15 protein-coding genes and 1 tRNA gene are annotated in these 18,712 nt (G+C 46.5%); 8 read left to right on the top strand and 8 right to left on the bottom strand.

Annotated features, from left to right (window positions below; all coding sequences use genetic code 11):
• Nucleotides 1-347 precede the first annotated feature (347 nt).
• From lysS to PNUC_RS07685, 4 genes are all read right to left on the bottom strand, one after another.
• Nucleotides 348-1,892: a lysine--tRNA ligase gene (lysS, locus tag PNUC_RS07700; RefSeq protein WP_011903309.1), complete on the bottom strand. Its 1,545-nt coding sequence runs from the start codon at nt 1,890-1,892 to the stop codon at nt 348-350.
• Nucleotides 1,893-1,930: 38 nt separating this feature from the next.
• A protein-coding gene (gene prfB, locus PNUC_RS07695; RefSeq protein WP_143070072.1) for a peptide chain release factor 2 occupies nt 1,931-3,035 on the bottom strand; the annotation gives its coding sequence in 2 pieces (ribosomal slippage) (nt 1,931-2,953 and nt 2,955-3,035; 1,104 coding nt in all).
• A gap of 34 nt (nt 3,036-3,069) precedes the next feature.
• Complete coding sequence (gene recJ / locus PNUC_RS07690) at nt 3,070-4,830, bottom strand: single-stranded-DNA-specific exonuclease RecJ (protein WP_011903307.1); 1,761 nt, start codon at nt 4,828-4,830, stop codon at nt 3,070-3,072.
• Nucleotides 4,827-5,786: a hypothetical protein gene (locus PNUC_RS07685; RefSeq protein ID WP_227717081.1), complete on the bottom strand. Its 960-nt coding sequence runs from the start codon at nt 5,784-5,786 to the stop codon at nt 4,827-4,829. The genes recJ and PNUC_RS07685 overlap by 4 nt, the downstream gene beginning before the upstream one ends.
• Before the next feature lie 70 nt (nt 5,787-5,856).
• On the opposite strand from PNUC_RS07685, the gene PNUC_RS07680 reads away from it, so the two are divergent.
• The 5 genes from PNUC_RS07680 to PNUC_RS07660 are packed head-to-tail and all read left to right on the top strand — an operon-like array spanning nt 5,857 to nt 11,560.
• Nucleotides 5,857-7,116 carry a lipoprotein-releasing ABC transporter permease subunit gene (locus PNUC_RS07680; protein WP_174249841.1) on the top strand — a complete coding sequence of 420 codons (1,260 nt, stop codon included), beginning with the start codon at nt 5,857-5,859 and terminating at the stop codon, nt 7,114-7,116.
• Nucleotides 7,117-7,120: 4 nt separating this feature from the next.
• The gene (locus tag PNUC_RS07675) at nt 7,121-7,807 is read left to right on the top strand and encodes an ABC transporter ATP-binding protein (RefSeq protein ID WP_143070071.1); all 687 of its coding nucleotides are present in this window, start codon (nt 7,121-7,123) and stop codon (nt 7,805-7,807) included.
• 11 nt (nt 7,808-7,818) lie between these two features.
• Nucleotides 7,819-8,655: a TatD family hydrolase gene (locus tag PNUC_RS07670; RefSeq protein ID WP_011903303.1), complete on the top strand. Its 837-nt coding sequence runs from the start codon at nt 7,819-7,821 to the stop codon at nt 8,653-8,655.
• A gap of 4 nt (nt 8,656-8,659) precedes the next feature.
• Entirely contained in the window at nt 8,660-11,140 is a 2,481-nt protein-coding gene (locus PNUC_RS07665) for a DNA internalization-related competence protein ComEC/Rec2 (RefSeq protein WP_201721431.1), read from the top strand.
• Between the two features lie 48 nt (nt 11,141-11,188).
• Nucleotides 11,189-11,560 carry a hypothetical protein gene (locus tag PNUC_RS07660; protein ID WP_011903301.1) on the top strand — a complete coding sequence of 124 codons (372 nt, stop codon included), beginning with the start codon at nt 11,189-11,191 and terminating at the stop codon, nt 11,558-11,560.
• A gap of 98 nt (nt 11,561-11,658) precedes the next feature.
• Here the strand turns inward: PNUC_RS07660 and PNUC_RS07655 are convergent.
• A tRNA-Met gene (locus tag PNUC_RS07655) sits at nt 11,659-11,735 on the bottom strand.
• A 256-nt stretch (nt 11,736-11,991) separates the two neighbouring features.
• Here PNUC_RS07655 and PNUC_RS07650 point away from each other — a divergent pair.
• The 3 genes from PNUC_RS07650 to radA all read left to right on the top strand — a co-directional run bounded on the left by PNUC_RS07650 (nt 11,992) and on the right by radA (nt 15,758).
• On the top strand, nt 11,992-13,833 hold the full coding sequence (locus tag PNUC_RS07650) for a potassium transporter Kup (RefSeq protein WP_048812277.1): 1,842 nt from the start codon (nt 11,992-11,994) through the stop codon (nt 13,831-13,833).
• A gap of 74 nt (nt 13,834-13,907) precedes the next feature.
• Complete coding sequence (locus PNUC_RS07645; RefSeq protein ID WP_223245969.1) at nt 13,908-14,339, top strand: hypothetical protein; 432 nt, start codon at nt 13,908-13,910, stop codon at nt 14,337-14,339.
• Nucleotides 14,340-14,393: 54 nt separating this feature from the next.
• Entirely contained in the window at nt 14,394-15,758 is a 1,365-nt protein-coding gene (radA, locus tag PNUC_RS07640; protein ID WP_011903298.1) for a DNA repair protein RadA, read from the top strand.
• 12 nt (nt 15,759-15,770) lie between these two features.
• On the opposite strand, the gene prmB is transcribed toward radA, so the two are convergent.
• The 3 genes from prmB to dapD are packed head-to-tail and all read right to left on the bottom strand — an operon-like array spanning nt 15,771 to nt 18,694.
• Nucleotides 15,771-16,667 (bottom strand): 50S ribosomal protein L3 N(5)-glutamine methyltransferase, encoded by an 897-nt coding sequence (prmB, locus tag PNUC_RS07635; protein WP_011903297.1) that lies wholly within the window; start codon nt 16,665-16,667, stop codon nt 15,771-15,773.
• A 37-nt stretch (nt 16,668-16,704) separates the two neighbouring features.
• A complete protein-coding gene (gene dapE, locus PNUC_RS07630) occupies nt 16,705-17,856 on the bottom strand; it encodes a succinyl-diaminopimelate desuccinylase (RefSeq protein WP_011903296.1) in 1,152 nt (383 codons plus the stop codon).
• Nucleotides 17,857-17,866: 10 nt separating this feature from the next.
• A complete protein-coding gene (gene dapD, locus PNUC_RS07625; protein WP_011903295.1) occupies nt 17,867-18,694 on the bottom strand; it encodes a 2,3,4,5-tetrahydropyridine-2,6-dicarboxylate N-succinyltransferase in 828 nt (275 codons plus the stop codon).
• Between the last annotated feature and the right edge of the window lie 18 nt (nt 18,695-18,712).

Here is an 18,712-nt window from a genome sequence, read left to right as displayed (position 1 = left end):
CTCAACGATTGAAGCTTATACGGTAGCTCATCCCGGGAGTAGAAATACTGAAATCAGTGTGCTGCCAGTATGTACTAGCTGCCATGTTAGTGCCCATCTTTTGGAATGGGATGGCCTTACTTGTCCTCATTGCAAGATGAGTATGAGGGCCTTGGGAGGGGATGTAGATGCAGAGAAACGATTTAAGTATTGGTAGCCATTGGTAAGCGAGGCCTACACTCATGCGGATACTTGCTAAAGGCGTTATTAAAACCACCTACGGGTGGTTTTTCTTTATGCTCAATACTATCTAATACGGCGTTTTCCGCTGTTTATAAAAAATTACTAAGGTATGCCATGAGCAAGAGTTATTCTTCTTCGCGACGCAAATGTGGGAAGAGAATGACGTCACGAATATTTGGTGCATCAGTGAGAAGCATGACCAAGCGGTCGATACCAATACCGCAACCACCCGTCGGAGGCATACCGTATTCTAGGGCGCGAATGAAGTCATGATCAAAATACATAGCCTCCTCATCACCCGCTTCTTTTTGCTCTACTTGCTTGCGGAAACGATTGGCTTGATCTTCTGCATCATTTAACTCGGAGAAACCATTAGCAATTTCGCGACCAGTAATAAATAGCTCAAAACGCTCTGTAATACCTGGGCGTGTATCAGATTCACGAGCCAGCGGGCTTACTTCAATTGGGTAATCAATGATGTAGGTTGGTTCCCATAGATGCGATTCTGCGACCAGCTCAAACAAGGCCAATTGCAAAGCGCCAATACCCGCATTCTTGAGGGTGGGGGAATCTGGATTCTCACCACCTTTTTTCAATTCTGCGCGAATGAAGTCTGCATCATCTAACTGGATAGCTTCATAGCTCTTACCAGATTGAGCGCAGTACTTGAGGATGGCTTCATTAATCGTCAAGCGTTGGAATGGTTTACTGAGATCCAATTCACGACCTTGGTGAGTTAGAACTGCAGTGCCTTGGGCATCGACTGCGGCTGCACGAATGAGGCCTTCAGTGAAATCCATGAGCCAACGGTAATCGGTATAGGCTGCGTAGAATTCCATCATCGTAAATTCTGGATTGTGGCGCGGGCTCACACCTTCGTTACGGAAGTTGCGGTTAATTTCAAAGACACGTTCAAAGCCACCAACTACCAAGCGCTTTAAGTAGAGCTCAGGAGCGATACGCAAGAACATTTGCATGTCGAGCGCATTGTGGTGCGTGATAAATGGTTTTGCAGTGGCGCCACCAGGAATAGGGTGGAGCATTGGCGTTTCGACTTCCATGAAGTCAGCATCAAGCATATGGCGACGCAATGAAGCGATCGCATTACTACGTGCTTTAAAAGTATTGCGACTTTCTGGATTCACAATTAAATCCACATAGCGCTGGCGATACTTAGTCTCTAGGTCTGAGAGGCCGTGGAACTTATCTGGCAATGGGCGCAAGGACTTGCTGAGCAGGCGTAAATTGCTGCACTCTACTGATAATTCACCTTTATTGGTCTTAAAGAGATTGCCTTCAGCCGAAATAAAATCACCCATATCCCAGTGCTTAAAAGCCCCGTGGGTATCAGCGCCGCTAATTTCATCATTAATATAAAACTGGATTTGTCCGCTGCGATCTTGAATCGTTGCAAAGCTGGCTTTACCCATGACGCGCTTAAGCACCATGCGGCCGGCTACTTTGACGTGAATTTTCTTGGCAGCAAGCTCTTCTTTAGTGAGGCTGTCATAGTGCGCGTGTAAATCAACGGCCAAATGGGTTGGTACAAAATCATTTGGAAAGGCGATGCCATTCTCACGAAGCTTAGCGAGTTTTTCACGACGCTCTGCAATGATGTGATTTTCATCAACTACTTCGGTAGCTGGGGCTGGATTCGTTTTATCGTTCATATTTTTTAACTAGTAGTGCTATTGCGGTAATGAGGTAATCAAACGCCTTGTTTCAGGCTGGCTTCAATAAAGGCGTCAAGATCACCATCCAATACTTTCTGGGTATTTGAAATCTCAACGTTAGTACGTAAATCTTTAATACGGCTTTGATCTAAGACGTAAGAGCGAATCTGATGACCCCAGCCTACATCGGTCTTACTGGCCTCTAACTTATCTTGCTCAGCGCGACGCTTTTGCATCTCATGTTCATAGAGGCGTGACTTAAGCATAGTCATCGCTTCTGCGCGGTTGCGGTGTTGACTACGGTCGTTTTGACACTGCACCACGATTCCGGTTGGAAGGTGGGTTAAACGAACGGCTGAGTCGGTTTTATTAATATGCTGTCCACCGGCACCAGACGCACGGTACGTATCAGTGCGGATATCAGCTGGATTAACGTCAATCTCAATAGAGTCATCAATCTCTGGATAAACATAGATAGATGCAAATGAAGTGTGGCGACCATTTGAGGAATCAAATGGAGATTTACGTACCAAGCGATGTACTCCAGTTTCTGAGCGCAGATGACCGTATGCATATTCACCATCGACTTTAATCGTGGCACTCTTAATGCCAGCAACGTCACCATCAGACTCTTCAAGGATTTCAGTTTTGTAACCTTTGCGCTCGCAATACTTTAAGTATTGGCGATACAGCATGCTTGCCCAGTCACAGGCTTCGGTCCCGCCAGCACCTGCTTGAATGTCGATAAAGCAATTACAGGAGTCCATCTCATTGTGGAACATCCGGCGGAACTCTAAGTCACCAATCAGCTTGCTATAACTTTGGACATCCTGCTCAATGGCAGCAATCGTTTCAAAATCACTTTCTTCTTTTGCCATATCGAAGAGTTCGATGGCGCCAGTGATATTGGTATTGAGATCAGTCAGAGTGGCAACAACGCCATCGAGCAATTTCTTTTCCTTGCCCAGGGCTTGCGCTTTTTTTTGATCGTCCCAGATTGTGGGATCTTCCAGAATTGAATTAACTTCGGTAAGGCGACGTGACTTTACGTCGAAGTCAAAGATACCCCCGAAGTGCTTGCTCACGGGTGAGCAGATCGGACAAGGTATTCGAAATAATGTTTAGTTGTTCAGCTTCCATCCCCTGATTATAAGGGGGTTATTACCCTGGACCCTTAGGCGCTGGCTGCCTCATCATGGGCTTCAATCATCAGTTGTATGTGGGCTTGGCCTTGGTAGCGGTCGGTCACGAGGCGATAAGCCAATTTAGCTTTGGCTGGCAGGCTCTGAGTACGGTTAAACCAAACAGCAGTAATTGGTTTGGCGTTTGCAGCAAGTTCGGACGCCCCAATCGGGCGAAGCATGAGGCGAAGATGCTTTTCTTTCATAAGACTTTGTTGGGTAACCTCAAATTCCCCATAAAAAACTGGCTGAGGGAAGCCTTGGCCCCAGATTTCTTCAGCAAGCAGGTCGCCAATTTCTGGGGTGAATTCTGACGGGGCTAACGCTCCATCATGAATATGTTTGCGCTCTAGTAATTCATCGGTCAGCAAATCATTTGCCACATTCTGAAACAGGGCGTCAAACTTTTCAAAATCACTTTTGCGGATCGTTAATCCGGCGGCCATCGCATGGCCACCAAATTTAAGAATGAGTCCTGGCTCACGTTTAGAGACAATATCAAGGGCATCCCGGAGATGCAAGCCAGTTAGTGAGCGACCAGAGCCACGTAACTCTTCACCGGTAGCGCCCGCAGCAGGAGCGAAGACAATTGCTGGACGGTTAAAACGTTCTTTTAAGCGTGAGGCAACAATTCCAACAACCCCTTGGTGCCACTCGGGATGCCACATGCAGATGCTGGATCTTTGGTCCATGCTTCCCGCTAGTTGATCTTCTGCTAGGTGCGCGAGGGCAGTTTCTTGCATTCCACCTTCAATCACACGACGCTCACGATTAATGCGGTCAAGTTCTTGTGCTAACGCCATTGCCTCATCGGTGCTATCTGTCAGCAGTAAGCGAATTCCTAAAGTCATATCAGCTAAGCGCCCAGCAGCATTGAGTCTGGGGCCGATAGCAAAGCCCAAATCAAAGGTATTGGCTTTGCGCGTATCGCGTGTGGCTGCTTGAAACAATGCCTGTATACCGGGCTGCGATATTCCCGCACGAATCCGTTTTAATCCATTGGAAACTAATACGCGATTGTTGCGATCTAATTGCGCAACATCGGCAACCGTACCTAGTGCCACTAAATCTAGAAGGTTTTCTACTTTAGGCTGAGTCTCATTAGTAAATTTTCCACGCTGACGTAATTCTGCTCTGAGCGCCACTAATAAATAAAACATCACGCCGACGCCAGCGAGCGCTTTACTGGGAAAGCTACAACCTGGTTGATTAGGGTTGACGATAGCCGTTGCTTTTGGAAGACGATCACCAGGTAAATGGTGATCGGTAACAATGACCTCCATGCCAAGTTCGCGAGCTCTATCGACACCTGCTTCACTGGCAATACCGTTATCGACAGTAATGAGATATTTCGGCTTAGGGATTTGCTGCGCTGCTAACTCAACTACTTCTGGAGTTAATCCGTAGCCCATGGTGAAGCGATTGGGAACTAAAAATTGAATGGGTGTGTCTGGACCACCTAACATCCGCAACCCTCGCAGACCTACAGCGCAAGCGGTAGCGCCGTCACAGTCATAGTCTGCGACGATTAGCATCGGTTCTTTTTTCTCGAGAATATCCGCCAGTAAAGAAGCAGTGCTCAAGCAGTTTTTTAGCTCTTTAGGGGAGATTAAATTTCTCAACTCCAAAGAGAGATCTTCTGGAGACTCTAGGCCGCGTGCTGCGTAGAGTCTTGCAAGCAGAGGATGTAAGCCGCTTTGCTGTAGCCATGTGGCTGTGCGCTCAGAAAAGGGGCGATGAGAAAACTGACTCATGAGGCGATGATGTCTTTCCAGCTCAAGGGTGTTGCTTTTTTCCAGAAGGCCCAAGATTTTTGATGGAGATCTTTAGTAGTGAAGATGCGCTCACGTTTTTTCCCATTCGGAAAATCAATCAGCAACAGCTCGTCGATGTGTTTATTGTTTAACGCTTCTTTGATAATGGGCCATATTGCCTCTGGGGCCGGGAGCCAAGCAAATGAGCCTGCAAAGCTCTCAGACCTAAGGTCTTGTGAATATGGAATATGAAGAAGCTTAGCAATTCCAGCCAGTAATGGGTGTTGCCCATAAATATGATTCGATTGTTTTACAAGCTGCGGTACATGTGCGTCGCTTAACTTACCGATGCCACTAATCCATACAGAGTTAATGCTTGGTAAACCACGTTGTTCACGCTCTTCATTTACGGGACCAATATGCCAAAGCATTTGAATTTCATTTTGAAGTTTGCGCCAGCGTTTAGCGATTCCTTCTTCATGGGTATCGCGCGGCATCCACCAATCAATATTGCGTCCTTGTGCTTGATCAACGCTGTAACTGGCCAGACTGGCAAAAGGGCCTGCTGGAATAAACCAGTAATGCTGATCATGAAACAGAATGGGATTTTGAAAGTCTTCCTCAATAAAAGGTAGGGCGGCTTTTAGAAGCTGATCTGATTCAGAATCAGTCAGATCTACTTGATTTTGGCCAAGGAGAACCAGATGGTCTCGGGTGGCATGAAAATGAACGGGCTGTAAGCAAGCGATGACTTGCTGGGGATCAATCGCTTGGGAGGATTCCCCCAATAGTAAAACGGGAGCAAGTGGCGCCGCATCACCCAATAAGAAGCGCTCATGCGGAAGTCCTTTGAGCGGGCGGTCTTCGCTGAGGTTGTCATCCAGGGCGTCATCCCCTGAAATCATCAGGGTAAAGCGCTTTAAAGCACTTGGGACTGTTTGAGAATTCTGTGTCATTCCCCTGATTTTAGGTGGCATTTAGATATTCCATCAGATTGCGCTCGCAATTGTCTAAACTGTGACTATGTTGAGACTACCTATCGAGCTAGAAATTGGCTTACGCTATACCCGCTCCAAGCGCCGTAAGACGGTTGGAAAGCATGATGGCTTCCTTTCCTTTATTTCTGGGATTTCTACGGCGGGCATTGCTTTGGGTGTCGCTTCCCTGATTGTTGTTCTTTCGGTCATGAATGGATTCCAAAAGGATGTACGCGATCGGATGCTATCCGTTCTTTCGCATGTGGAAATTACTGCTCCTGATGGATTGGCTAATTGGGAGCCCTTGGCCTTAAAAGTGGCTGCACAACCTCACGTAGTGGGCGTAGCTCCTATGGTTGCCTCACAAGGTTTATTGAGCCGCGACAATGTTATGCGGGGTGTTGCTATTCGAGGAGTCTCTCCAAGTGAAGAAGGTAAAGTTTCTGACTTACCTAAGCAATTTGTGGCTGGCTCTATTAATGATTTAACGCCAGGTGGTTTTGGTGTAGCGCTAGGCGCGCAGTTAGCCGCATTAGTTGGTGCACACGTTGGCGATCGCATTAATTTAATTGTTCCTGAGAGTGATTTAACTCCGGCCGGTGCAATGCCGCGGATGCGTACATTACAAGTTGTAGGCATTGTAGATAGCGGTCATTACGAGTTCGATAGTTCTTTGGCGATCATGCATTGGAAAGATGCAGCGGCTTTATTACGTCTGCATGACCCCTCAGGCTTACGCGTTAAGGTGGACGATATGCAGCGGGCGCCAGAGGTGGCTAATGAGTTGGCAGCAGTAGTGCCCCAGGCCTTATGGGTGACAGACTGGTCACGCTCAAATCGCAATTGGTTTGCAGCCGTCCAGACTGAGAAAAAAATGATGTTCATTATTCTTACCTTAATTATTGCTGTTGCTGCATTTAACTTGGTTTCAACGCTGGTGATGACGGTTAATGAAAAACAAGCGGATATTGCTATTCTTAGAACGATGGGCGCGAGCCCTGGATTAATTCAAAGAATATTTTTAGTACAAGGTTTAGCTATTGGCCTCTTAGGATCTTTAGCGGGCGTTGGTTTAGGTTTATTAATCGCACTCAATATTGATGTCATTGTTCCAACAATAGAAGCGATCTTCCGCGTGCGTTTCTTGCCACGTGATGTGTATTTCATCAGCGAGCTTCCATCCGACGTGAGGTTGAATGATGTTGTTACCGTTGGCTTGATGGCCTTTGGATTATCTGTGCTCGCAACGCTGTACCCAAGTCGTCGCGCAGCCAAAGTACAACCTGCGGAGGCCCTACGCTATGAGTAAGGATATGAATTCATTTGTTTTGGTGGCCAAGGGTTTGGTGAAGACTTATGGCCAAGGACCTACTGCTGTGGATGTTCTCAAGTCGGTTGACTTAGAGGTATCCCTATCTGAGAAGGTGGCCATTGTTGGATCATCTGGCTCTGGAAAAAGTACGCTTTTGCACCTCTTGGGCGGTCTTGATACCCCAAGCGCCGGTTCCGTGATGTTGGCGGGCTCCAACCTCAGTACATTATCCGTTGCAAAGTTGGACCGCCTGCGCAATCACAGTTTGGGCTTTATCTATCAGTTCCATCATCTTTTGGATGAATTTAGTGCAGCAGAAAACGTTGCTTTACCGTTGCGTATTCGTGGGCTAAGCAATGAAGAGTCCATGGATCGTGCTAGCAAAATACTTAAGGCCGTTGGTTTAGCCTCACGAGAGTTGCATACGCCTGGTGAGTTATCTGGTGGCGAGCGTCAACGGGTTGCGGTTGCTAGAGCGCTCGTAGGTAATCCTGCTTGTGTGCTGGCTGATGAGCCTACCGGGAACTTAGATACCGAAACTGCCGATGGGGTCTTTGATTTGATGTTGGATATTGCGCGTGAACAAGGTACTGCTTTTGTCATCGTGACCCATGACCCAGTCCGCGCTAAACGTTGTGACCGTATTTTGCATTTAGAGCGTGGAGTATTAAAGACCTTTTCTCAATAGGCAACGGCTCTATGTGGATAGATACTCATTGCCATTTAGATGCACCTGAGTTTGCGCCGAATTTACCTGCAGTGATTGCTGCTGCCAAAGAACGGAATGTCAAAGCCATCCTGCTGCCTACCGTAAGAGCTGCTGACTGTCAGCACGTTAAGGCGCTTGCCGCTTTGTATGGGAATGAGATCCCAGGCTTGGTATATACCTTGGGCATTCATCCTTTATATAGCGCTCAAGCTAATGAAAGTGATCTCGAGATTATTGAACAACAAGTTCAACAGTCATTATCTGACTCTCGATTTGTTGGAATTGGTGAGATAGGCTTAGATTATTTTGTTGAAGGCTTAGATCCACATCATCAGGAGTGGTTGTTTCATGCCCAGCTAGATTTGGCTGAAAAATATCAGCTTCCAGTCATCTTGCATGTTCGTCGCTCACAAGATGCCACACTAAAAGCCTTACGTCGTCGAAAAATGAATGGGGGCATTGCCCATGCATTTAATGGCAGCTTTCAGCAAGCCGAGCAATTTATAGAACTTGGATTTAAGTTGGGATTTGGTGGGGCAGCCACTTATCAGCGCGCTTTACAGATTCGCAGATTGCTATCTGATTTGCCTCTTGAATCCATTGTTACTGAAACAGATTCTCCGGATATACCTCCTGCATGGTCAAAAGAAGAAGGGTTGTCGTTCAATGAGCCAGCCTTCTTGCCGCGTATTGCACATGAGTTAGCTGCAATTCGGGGGATTAGTCCTGAAGATTTTTCTGAAGCTGTTTGGCGCAATGCCATGAAAGTATTGCCGCGTTGGTTAGCGCTGTGTTCTGCTAACCCAGAACTACCCCTAGCTTCTTAATTTCTTGCGTTTTTCTATTGCGGCGTTTATCGCCGGGGGCTCGCTCCTTTTCTTTTTGCCACAAGTCCCCAATGATTGGATGATTGGCTGCATAGTGGTAGGCGCTTTTTCAGTCGGCGCTTTATATACAAAACCTCAATCTTCTCTACTTCGATATGCAGCGTTTGGGGCGTTATTTTTTGCTCTTGGATTTGCTTGGAATGCACGCTATGCAGAAATTCGTTTAAAAAATATCTTAGTACCTGAATTAGAGGGAAGAGAATTTACCGTCGAGGGAAGGGTGAGCGCACTTCCGCAGAGCAATCCCTCAGGCGCTAAATTTGCATTTGAAATCGATCAAGCATGGTCAGGTAGTGAGCTGCTTGAAAATTATCCCAAGCGGATTTATTTAAGTTGGCAGCCGGCATGGAGAAATGCTCAGGAGATACCTGAGATTATTCCAGGACAGCGCTGGAAGCTAAAAGCCAAACTAAAGCGCCCTTATGGAGCGCTGAATCCGCATACTTTTGACTTTGAGCGTTGGGCATTCCATCAAGATTTTGGCGCCACTGGATCCGTGAGGTCTGGAGAGCTGCTGCTAGCTAAGGAGATTGGTTGGCTAGAGTTTGAATTACAAATGGAATTGGCACGATGGAAGTTGCGCCAGAAAATTGAAACACTGCTACCAACTGATGCGCGCTATGCAGGAGTGATGATTGCGCTAGTGATGGGGGACCAAAATGCGATACCTCAGGATGATTGGTATGTATTTAATGCGACTGGTATTGGGCATTTGATTTCCATATCTGGATTGCATGTCACGATGTTAGCTGGTGTAGGGGCTGCGTTTGCTGCTTTTTTCTGGCGACGAGGTAGTTGGCCACTTCGTATTCCTGTGGGTAAGTTCGCTGCCGCTGCTGGTTTTTTGACAGCATTTATTTATGCCTGGTTGGCAGGCTTTCAAATACCAGCGCAAAGAACAATGTACATGGTTGGTGTGGTGGCTTTTGCACTTTGGTCTGGTAGAAATCCAAGAGCATTTGATATTTGGTGGTGGGCGTTAGCCTTTGTATTGGTGATAGACCCAATGGCGCCTTATACACCCGGCTTTTGGCTGTCATTTGGTGCGGTTGCTGCAATTTTATTTGCTATGGGTGATTCTGCAGGCTTGATCGGCATTCCCACTGGTAAAGAATTGGAAGTTCACTGGGTAGCCAGACTATCGCAGGCTTTTCGTGAAGCTTGTCGTGTACAAGCAGTGGTCACAATTGCACTCTTACCCTTCACCTTGTATTGGTTCTATCAGGTATCCGTTGTATCGCCAGTTGCTAATGCGATTGCTATTCCCTTGGTGAGCTATATCGTGACACCGCTAGCTATTTCAGGGGCATTACTTCCAGATTTTATTGGCCGATGGCTATTGCTCCTTGCACATATATCGATGGAGTATTTAGCAATTTTTCTAGAGTGGTTGGCATCCTGGAAATGGGCGGTAGTTTGGTCTCAACAACCAGAATGGTGGTTATTGTTGCTATCAGGCACTGGCATTATTTATGCCATAAGACCCGGAAATTTAGCGAATGATTGGCAGCTAAGGTCTGTTTGCTTACTAATACCTCTACCACTACTACTCGTAGCATTTAATCCATTTATGAAGTCTCTAGATCCGGGGGAATTTAAAGCAACCGTTTTAGATATTGGACAAGGCACTTCGGTATTAATCGAAACAGCGAATAAAAAATTACTTTATGACACCGGTCCTATGCAAGGTAAAAAAGATGATGCCGGCAAGCGAGTCATTCTTCCGTATTTGCGAGGAAGAGGGATTAATAGAATCAATCGAATGGTTATTAGTCATAGCGATAGTGATCACGTTGGCGGGGCAACTTCACTTCTAAAGCAAATTCAATTTGATTCAATGCTGGGATCCTTGCCCAGTAATAATGCTTTGCTGAATAATTTACAAACTCGAAAAATTCCTAGCATTCCTTGTCGATTCAGGCAGCGTTGGATTTGGGATGGCGTAGAGTTTTTGATTTGGCATCCCCATGAGGAGACTCTTTTTCAGGAGCAGTACACGGGCAAGCCCAATGAGATGAGCTGTGTTCTTGAGGTGCGAAACAGTACTACCTCCTTCTGGCTTACTGGCGATGTGGAGAAGCAAGGAGAAGCTGAGATGGTAAGTCGATTAGATGAATCGGCATTGAATCAAATTGGTGATCGCGAGATCATTTTTATGGCACCACATCACGGAAGTAAAACCTCCTCATCTTTAGAGCTACTTCAAGTGTTGAGCCCTAGTATTGCATTTGCCCAAAATGGATATCGGAATCGATATGGGCATCCTCATCCGACCGTTACAGCTCGTTATGAAGCCTTGCAAATCCCGTTTTATCAAACACCGACAACGGGCGCTCAAGTATGGGTATTTGAAAGAGGAAAAAAACATTCCCCTCTCTTTTGGAGGCATGATATAAAACGTTTATGGCATCGAGAGGGTAATTAGTGGGGCGCATTCTCGATTAGCCAGTTATGAAATAAAGGGGTTATTCAAATGAAGAAGTTACTCTCACTATGTTCCTTTGTTGTCGTTGTATCTGTTGGTTGTGCCGGAGCAAATGTTCGTCCATTAGTAGACATGAAGGGTGTAAATGAGTCTGCTTATGAAACAGATTTGCAGGAATGTCAGGCTTATGCGCAACAGCAATCTGGTATGGGTGGTACTGCCGCAAAAGGAGCCGGTGCTGGCGCTGTGGTGGGTGGACTCCTTGGTTTGGTAACGGGTGGCAATAAGTCGGGGATTGCACAGGCTGCAGGTGCTGGCGCAGTCATTGGTGCCGCAGGTGGTGCTTATTCCGGAAATCAGGGTCAGGAAGCGGTTGTGAAGCGGTGTTTAAGCGGCCGGGGCTACAAGGTTTTGAACTAATTAACCCTAATAAGTTTGAAAAGCCCGTCTTTACGGGCTTTTTTATTGCCCAGAAAAGCAAAAAGCCCTTAATAATTAAGGGCTTAGTACGTAATTCTTGGTTGCGGGGGCAGGATTTGAACCTACGACCTTCGGGTTATGAGCCCGACGAGCTGCCAGACTGCTCCACCCCGCGTCTGAAGCTGAAATTCTACCATTTTTTGAGGCTCTCTGTCGAGGTATTCCTGCAAAAGACGCATAAATAAGGGGTTTTTCACTAAAAATTCCAAATTTAATGAGCGCTTTTAAGGAGTAACATATCGCCACGCAACATCACGCTAGGAATAGTTATGTCAGTGAGCAATCCAGAGTTTTCAGAGTCATCCATATTAAGACCTGTTGAGATCTCGAGGCAAACACACCCCCACAAAAAGGGAGCCTCAATTGCACTCATGTTCGCAGCTATCGGCATTGTGTTCGGCGACATTGGTACCAGCCCTCTCTACGCTCTTAAAGAATGCTTTAGCCCAGATCATGGCATTCCATTTTCGGCTGATGCAGTCTATGGGGTAATCTCCATGGTGTTCTGGGCATTTGCGATTGTGGTGTCGCTCAAATATGTACTGTTCGTAATGCGCGCCAATAACCATGGTGAAGGTGGAATTTTGGCGTTGATGGCGCTTGCCTTAAGAACAGCTCCAAATGGTTCGAAGCGTTCCTTGTTGATCATCATGGCCGGTGTTTTTGGTGCCTGTATGTTTTATGGTGATGCCATTATTACTCCGGCAATCTCGGTCCTTTCGGCTGTTGAGGGGTTGGAGGTGATCTCTAGCGATCTCACCCGATTTGTGTTGCCAATCACCGTACTGATCTTGGTGATTCTATTTTTCATTCAGAAGACCGGTACTGAGGTAGTTGGCAAGCTCTTTGGCCCCATCATGATGGTGTGGTTTATTACGATTGGATTGATGGGCCTACATCAAGTCATTCAGAACCCTGCCATATTCGCCGCTGTTAATCCAATGTTTGCTATTCGTTTTCTGATTGAGCATTCGTTGCAAGGATTTATTGTTCTCGGAGCTGTGTTTCTGGTGCTGACTGGGGCAGAGGCTTTATATGCTGATATGGGTCACTTTGGCATCAGGCCGATTCGTATGGGCTGGTTTTTCATTGTGATGCCTTGTCTATTACTCAATTACTTTGGCCAGGGTGCAATGTTTTTAGCTAACCCAGAGACTATTAGTAATCCATTTTTCTTAATGGTTCCCGAGGTATTTGTATTTCCATTGGTAATACTAGCTACAGCTGCAACAGTGATTGCATCCCAAGCGGTGATCTCCGGTGCTTTTTCAATGACCAGCCAAGCAATTTTGCTTGGCTTTGTACCACGCATGAAAGTACGCCACACATCTGATCGAGAGATTGGGCAAATTTATATGCCCTTTGTGAATTGGACTTTGTTATTCCTAGTGATTGTTGTGGTGTTGGCATTTAAGAAGTCAGAAAACTTAGCCGCTGCCTATGGCATCGCCGTGACTACGACCATGATTGTCACTACATTATTAGCGGCTATCGTGATGAGGGTGGTCTGGCGCTGGAATACGATATTAGTGACATTGGTCATCGGCGCTTTCTTGACCGTTGATTTAGCTTTTTTAACAGCTAACCTCCTAAAGATTATGGAGGGTGGTTGGTTTCCACTTTTGCTTGGAGCAATCTGTTTTTTATTTTTGATGACTTGGTATCAAGGGCGTAAGTTGCTGCGTCAAAATGCAGTGAATAATGGTATTGAGCTCAAGGGCTTTATCGATGCATTGATGCAGCACCCCCCACATCGTGTCGAAGGAACTGCATTATTTCTGACGGCTCATGTGGATTACGTGCCAGTTTCTTTCTTGCATAACTTAAAACACAACCATGTACTGCATGAAAGGGTATTTTTCCTAAAAGTGAGTATCTGGGATGTTCCTTATGTAAAAGACGAGGAGCGAATTACTCTACGTGATATGGGAAATGGCATCTATGTAGTGCGCGCAGTGTATGGATTTAATGAGACGCCAGATATGGGGCAGATTATTGAATTGATTGAAAAATCAGCTGATTTGAAATTTGACATGATGAACACCTCATTCTTCCTATCTCGCGATACGATTGTCTCTACTGAGATTCCAGGAATGGCTATGTGGCGTGAGCGTCTGTTCTGCTGGATGTATCAAAACGCAGGCCGTCAGTCTGACTTCTTCAAAATCCCAGCAAACCGCTTGGTTGAGTTGGGCGCTAAGGTGGAAATTTGAGGAAGAGTCTTTCTCTTCGCTTCAAGATATTTCTTGGAGTTTTTCTGATAGCCACTTCCTTGAGTGGGGTAGCCTTGGCTACCCCTGCCGAAGAGGCTCAATTGGATCAGCTTGATAAGATAGAGCAAGAATTGGAGTTACAGCGCGATTGGGCTAAATACCGTTGGGGTAAAGCTTCTGCAGAGTGCTATCAAAATTACTGGGTAGATTATTGCTTGCGTAGCGCAAGAGCGGATTATCGTAAAGAGATTGATCCAATTGATGATCAAGAGCGCGCTTTGCATGAAGTGCAAAGAAATGTCCGTAAAAGCGTTAAAGATCAGGACGACAAAAAACGAGCTGCAGAACGCGCCTCTCCTGAAAAAGCCGCTGAACGTGCTGATAATCAACGCGAATTCGATGAAAAGCAAAAAGCGGCTGCAGCTAGAGCTGCTGATTTAGAGCAGCGTCGTAAAGATGCGCCAAAACGCGCTCAAGAAAATAAAGCGGGTACTCAGCTAGACTAAAGCCGCTTGTTATTCTCTTATAACCATCCATCAATTTAATTCATTAGGTTTCTCTTGGCTAAAGTCAAAACGATTTATATCTGCCAGTCCTGTGGTGGCACCTCTGCTAAATGGCAAGGTCAGTGTCCCTCATGCCAAGCTTGGAACACTCTAGAAGAGGGTTTGCCAGAGACCACTTCGAATGCGCGTTTTCAGTGTTTGGCACAATCACTGCCAAGGCAAAAATTGTCGGCCATTACTGCGGAAGATTTGCCGAGATTTAGTACTGGAGTAGAAGAGTTTGACCGCGTCTTAGGTGGCGGATTGGTGCCCGGTGGAGTAGTTCTTTTGGGTGGTGATCCCGGCATTGGTAAATCTACTTTACTGTTGCAGGCTTTAGCTGAGATGAGTTCTGCTGGTATGAATGTTCTCTACAGCAGCGGTGAAGAATCTGCGGCTCAAATTGCACTTCGTGCAAAACGGATTGCCTTGGATGCACCTCAATTAGAAGTGTTGGCGGAAATTCAGTTAGAAAAACTCATTTCGATTATGGATACCGTCAAGCCACAAGTGTTAGTGGTCGACTCTATTCAAACCTTGTATTCAGAAGTATTAAGTTCTGCACCGGGATCCGTTGCTCAGGTCAGAGAGTGCGCAGCGCAATTAACTCGAGCAGCTAAATCGAGTGGAATTTGTGTATTGATGGTTGGACATGTCACTAAAGATGGACATTTGGCGGGCCCTCGTGTCTTAGAGCACATTGTTGATACCGTCCTTTATTTTGAGGGCGATACTCACTCTTCTTTCCGCCTAGTTCGCTCTATCAAGAATCGTTTTGGCGCAGTAAATGAGTTGGGCGTTTTCGCGATGACCGAAAAAGGTTTGCGCGGAGTCACCAATCCTTCGGCTATATTCCTGTCACAGCACGAACAGATGGTGCCGGGCGCTTGTGTGTTGGTTACGCAAGAGGGTAGTAGACCGCTTTTAGTCGAAATTCAGGCTTTAGTAGATACAGCACACGTTCCAAACCCGCGGCGTTTAGCGGTTGGTCTAGAGCAAGCGCGTTTGGCAATGTTGTTAGCAGTTTTACATCGCCATGCTGGCATCGCCTGTTTTGATCAAGATGTTTTCTTAAATGCGGTAGGTGGAGTCAAAATTTCTGAGCCCGCCGCTGACTTAGCGGTGCTGCTTGCTATTCAGTCATCTATTCGTAATCGTGCTTTACCTAAAGAGTTGATTGTTTTTGGTGAGGTAGGTTTGGCTGGAGAGATCCGTCCTTGCCCGCGCGGGCAAGAGCGCTTAAAAGAGGCTGCTAAGTTGGGTTTTACCGTTGCCATTATTCCAAAAGCAAACATGCCCAAGACCAAAATACCTGGATTGAAAGTGATTCCGGTAGAGCGAATTGATCAGGCTATCGCAGCAGCTGCCGAACTTAATTAACAGCTTTACTCATTAACGCAAATCTTCTGCTTGAATTAGTAACACTTGCTCTTCCCCAGCAGATACCTCCATCCAGATAGCAGGTATTTGTGGAAAAGCTTTTTTGAAGTTCTCATACTCGTTTCCAATCTCAATCAGAATAGCGCCGCGCTCTGACAGATAGTCGGGGGCTTGAGTAATGATGCGTCGAATTAAATCCATTCCATCTTCACCGCCAGCTAATGCAAGTGCTGGCTCGGCGTGATATTCCGCTGGAAGCGCATTCATGGATGTGGCGTTCACATACGGCGGGTTGCAAATGATGAGATCAAATACATTGTCTTCATTCGGCTCTGGTATGGCATCCCATAGGTCGCCGTCAAAAAGTTCTATTTGCGATTTCAAGCCATGACGGTCTACATTGCGGGCTGCCACGGAGAGGGCGGGCATGCTAATGTCGCAAGCGCTTACATGAATATCGGGGCAAGACAGAGCCAATAAAATTGCGAGAGAGCCATTGCCGGTGCAAAGATCCAGTGCATTGCCATCCGCTGGTAACCAAGGTTCTAATGAGCCATCAATAATGAGTTCAGCTATCCAAGAGCGTGGAACAATACTTTGCTCGCTGCAGAAAAATGGCACACCCATGAGCCAAGCTTCGCCCAAGATGTAGGCAAGCGGCTTGCGGGTAGAAATTCTGGTGTCAGCAACAGCGGATGCTTTTAGCTGCTGATCGGCAGATATTTGATCTTCTAAGTGATTCAATGCTTCTGTGGGGCTCAGATCGAGTTGTTTGCTAACAATCCACAGCGCTTCGCTTTGCGCATCGATTGCGCCATGCCCGTAATGCAAATTTGCCGCCGCTAGTTTTTGTGCAATCTGGTTAATGCACTGGTCTACTGTAAAAGCTTGTTGAGGCTCAGGGTCCATGATGGAGGGGCTTTAGGAAAAAAAGAGGACGCGCAAATTAAGCAATCAATTGCTCAAGTGTCTTGCGATAGATATTTTTAAGTGGAACTACGTCATCCACAATGACGCACTCATCAATTTTGTGACTGGTTACATTGAGGGGGCCAAATTCCACAACTTCTTTGCAAATCTTGGCGATAAAGCGACCATCGCTGGTGCCGCCAGTAGTAGAAAGCTCGGTATCGATCTGGGTTTCGGTCTTAATAGCCTTGCGCAATGCGCCAGCCAAATCACCATCACCTGTGATGAATGGGCTGCCACCTAATACCCAGTTAATTTCAAAATCGAGACCGGCATTCTTGAGAATAGATTCAAGACGTTCGCGTAATTGCTCTGGCTTACTTTCAGTAGAGAAGCGGAAGTTGAAATCAATCGTCAATTCACCAGGAATCACGTTATTCGCACCTGTACCAGCGTGAATATTTGACATCTGAAAACTGGTAGGCTGAAAATATTCATTGCCTTTGTCCCACTCAGTTTCTACTAAGGCAGTAATTGCCGGTGCGGAGAGATGAATGGGGTTCTTGCCTAAGTGCGGGTAAGCGATATGCGCTTGAATACCCTTAATTTTTAACTTGCCCGAGAGTGATCCGCGACGACCATTTTTTATCATGTCGCCCAGTTGATCAACTGATGTCGGCTCGCCGATTACGCAGTAGTCCAAGCGTTGCTGGTGCTTTTGTAAGCGCTCACACATGATGACTGTGCCATCGTTCGCAGGACCTTCTTCATCACTAGTAATCAAGAAAGCAATTGCACCTTGATGATCTGGATGCATAGTTACAAATTCTTCAGTAGCCACCACAAACGCCGCTAAAGAAGTTTTCATATCAGCCGCGCCGCGACCATAAAGCATGCCATCGCGAATAGTTGGCGTAAAGGGATCGCTGGTCCACTTTTCTAAAGGGCCAGTAGGCACCACGTCAGTATGACCGGCAAACATCAAGACTTTGCCTTGATCGCCGGCTTTGCCTTTTTTGATTGCCCATAAGTTGGTGACTTGAAAATTTTCTGGTCCACTCACAACGCTCTCTGTATGAAAGCCAATCGCTTGTAGTCTTTTGGCAATTAAATCTTGGCAGCCACCATCGGCTGGCGTTACAGAATGGCAAGCAATGAGAGCTTCAGTTAGCTCGAGAGTGGCGCTCATAGATTTTTATTTAATCGCGTAGGAGTTCATTGATGGCTGTTTTAGCTCTGGTTTGCGCATCGACTTTCTTGACGATGATTGCAGCATAGAGACTGTACTTTCCGCATGCTGAAGGCAGGGATCCAGGAACAACCACTGAGCCAGCTGGAACACGTCCGTAATGAACTTCGCCAGTTTCGCGATCGTAAATTTTGGTGCTTTGACCAATATAAACGCCCATAGAGAGAACGGCATTTTCTTCAATGACAACGCCTTCAACTACTTCAGAGCGTGCGCCAATAAAGCAGTTATCTTCAATAATGACTGGTCCAGCCTGGATTGGCTCCAAAACTCCGCCAATACCAACGCCACCAGAAAGGTGAACGTTTTTACCGATTTGAGCGCAAGAACCAACCGTTGCCCAAGTGTCCACCATGGTGCCTTCGCCTACATAGGCACCAATATTGACGTAGGAAGGCATCAAAACAGCGTTTTTGCCGATAAATGAGCCTCGACGAGCTACGGCGGGGGGTACTACCCGAAAGCCGCCAGCAGCAAAGTCAGCTGCTGTGTAGTTTTCAAACTTACTAGGAACCTTGTCATAAAACTGGGTATAGCCACCAGCGCCCATAGGTTTGTTGTCTTCTAGGCGGAAAGAAAGCAAAACGGCTTTCTTAACCCATTGATTTACCTCCCACTTTCCGACATCGCGGCGCTCAGCAACGCGAATAGTGCCTGCATTGAGGCCCTCCAGAACTGCATTTACGGCGCTACGGATGTCCGCGGGAGCGCTTTCTGGCGAGAGGTTTGCGCGGTTTTCCCAGGCTTGTTCAATGATGCTTTGTGGTGATTGGCTCATGCTTTTCAGTTAACTATC

The organism is Polynucleobacter asymbioticus QLW-P1DMWA-1 (assembly GCF_000016345.1).
GTDB lineage: Bacteria > Pseudomonadota > Gammaproteobacteria > Burkholderiales > Burkholderiaceae > Polynucleobacter > Polynucleobacter asymbioticus.
The sequence above is the reverse complement of the archived record's forward strand: the minus strand, read 5'-3'. Positions and strand labels throughout refer to the sequence as shown.

What these genes read in the sequence shown, in the direction of transcription:
- lysS (WP_011903309.1), bottom strand. Translation starts at nt 1,892, where the DNA reads ATGAACGATAAAACGAATCCAGCCCCAGCTACCGAAGTAGTTGATGAA.
- recJ (WP_011903307.1), bottom strand. Translation starts at nt 4,830, where the DNA reads ATGAGTCAGTTTTCTCATCGCCCCTTTTCTGAGCGCACAGCCACATGG.
- PNUC_RS07685 (WP_227717081.1), bottom strand. Translation starts at nt 5,786, where the DNA reads ATGACACAGAATTCTCAAACAGTCCCAAGTGCTTTAAAGCGCTTTACC.
- PNUC_RS07675 (WP_143070071.1), top strand. Translation starts at nt 7,121, where the DNA reads ATGAATTCATTTGTTTTGGTGGCCAAGGGTTTGGTGAAGACTTATGGC.
- PNUC_RS07670 (WP_011903303.1), top strand. Translation starts at nt 7,819, where the DNA reads ATGTGGATAGATACTCATTGCCATTTAGATGCACCTGAGTTTGCGCCG.
- PNUC_RS07660 (WP_011903301.1), top strand. Translation starts at nt 11,189, where the DNA reads ATGAAGAAGTTACTCTCACTATGTTCCTTTGTTGTCGTTGTATCTGTT.
- PNUC_RS07650 (WP_048812277.1), top strand. Translation starts at nt 11,992, where the DNA reads ATGTTCGCAGCTATCGGCATTGTGTTCGGCGACATTGGTACCAGCCCT.
- prmB (WP_011903297.1), bottom strand. Translation starts at nt 16,667, where the DNA reads ATGGACCCTGAGCCTCAACAAGCTTTTACAGTAGACCAGTGCATTAAC.
- dapE (WP_011903296.1), bottom strand. Translation starts at nt 17,856, where the DNA reads ATGAGCGCCACTCTCGAGCTAACTGAAGCTCTCATTGCTTGCCATTCT.
- dapD (WP_011903295.1), bottom strand. Translation starts at nt 18,694, where the DNA reads ATGAGCCAATCACCACAAAGCATCATTGAACAAGCCTGGGAAAACCGC.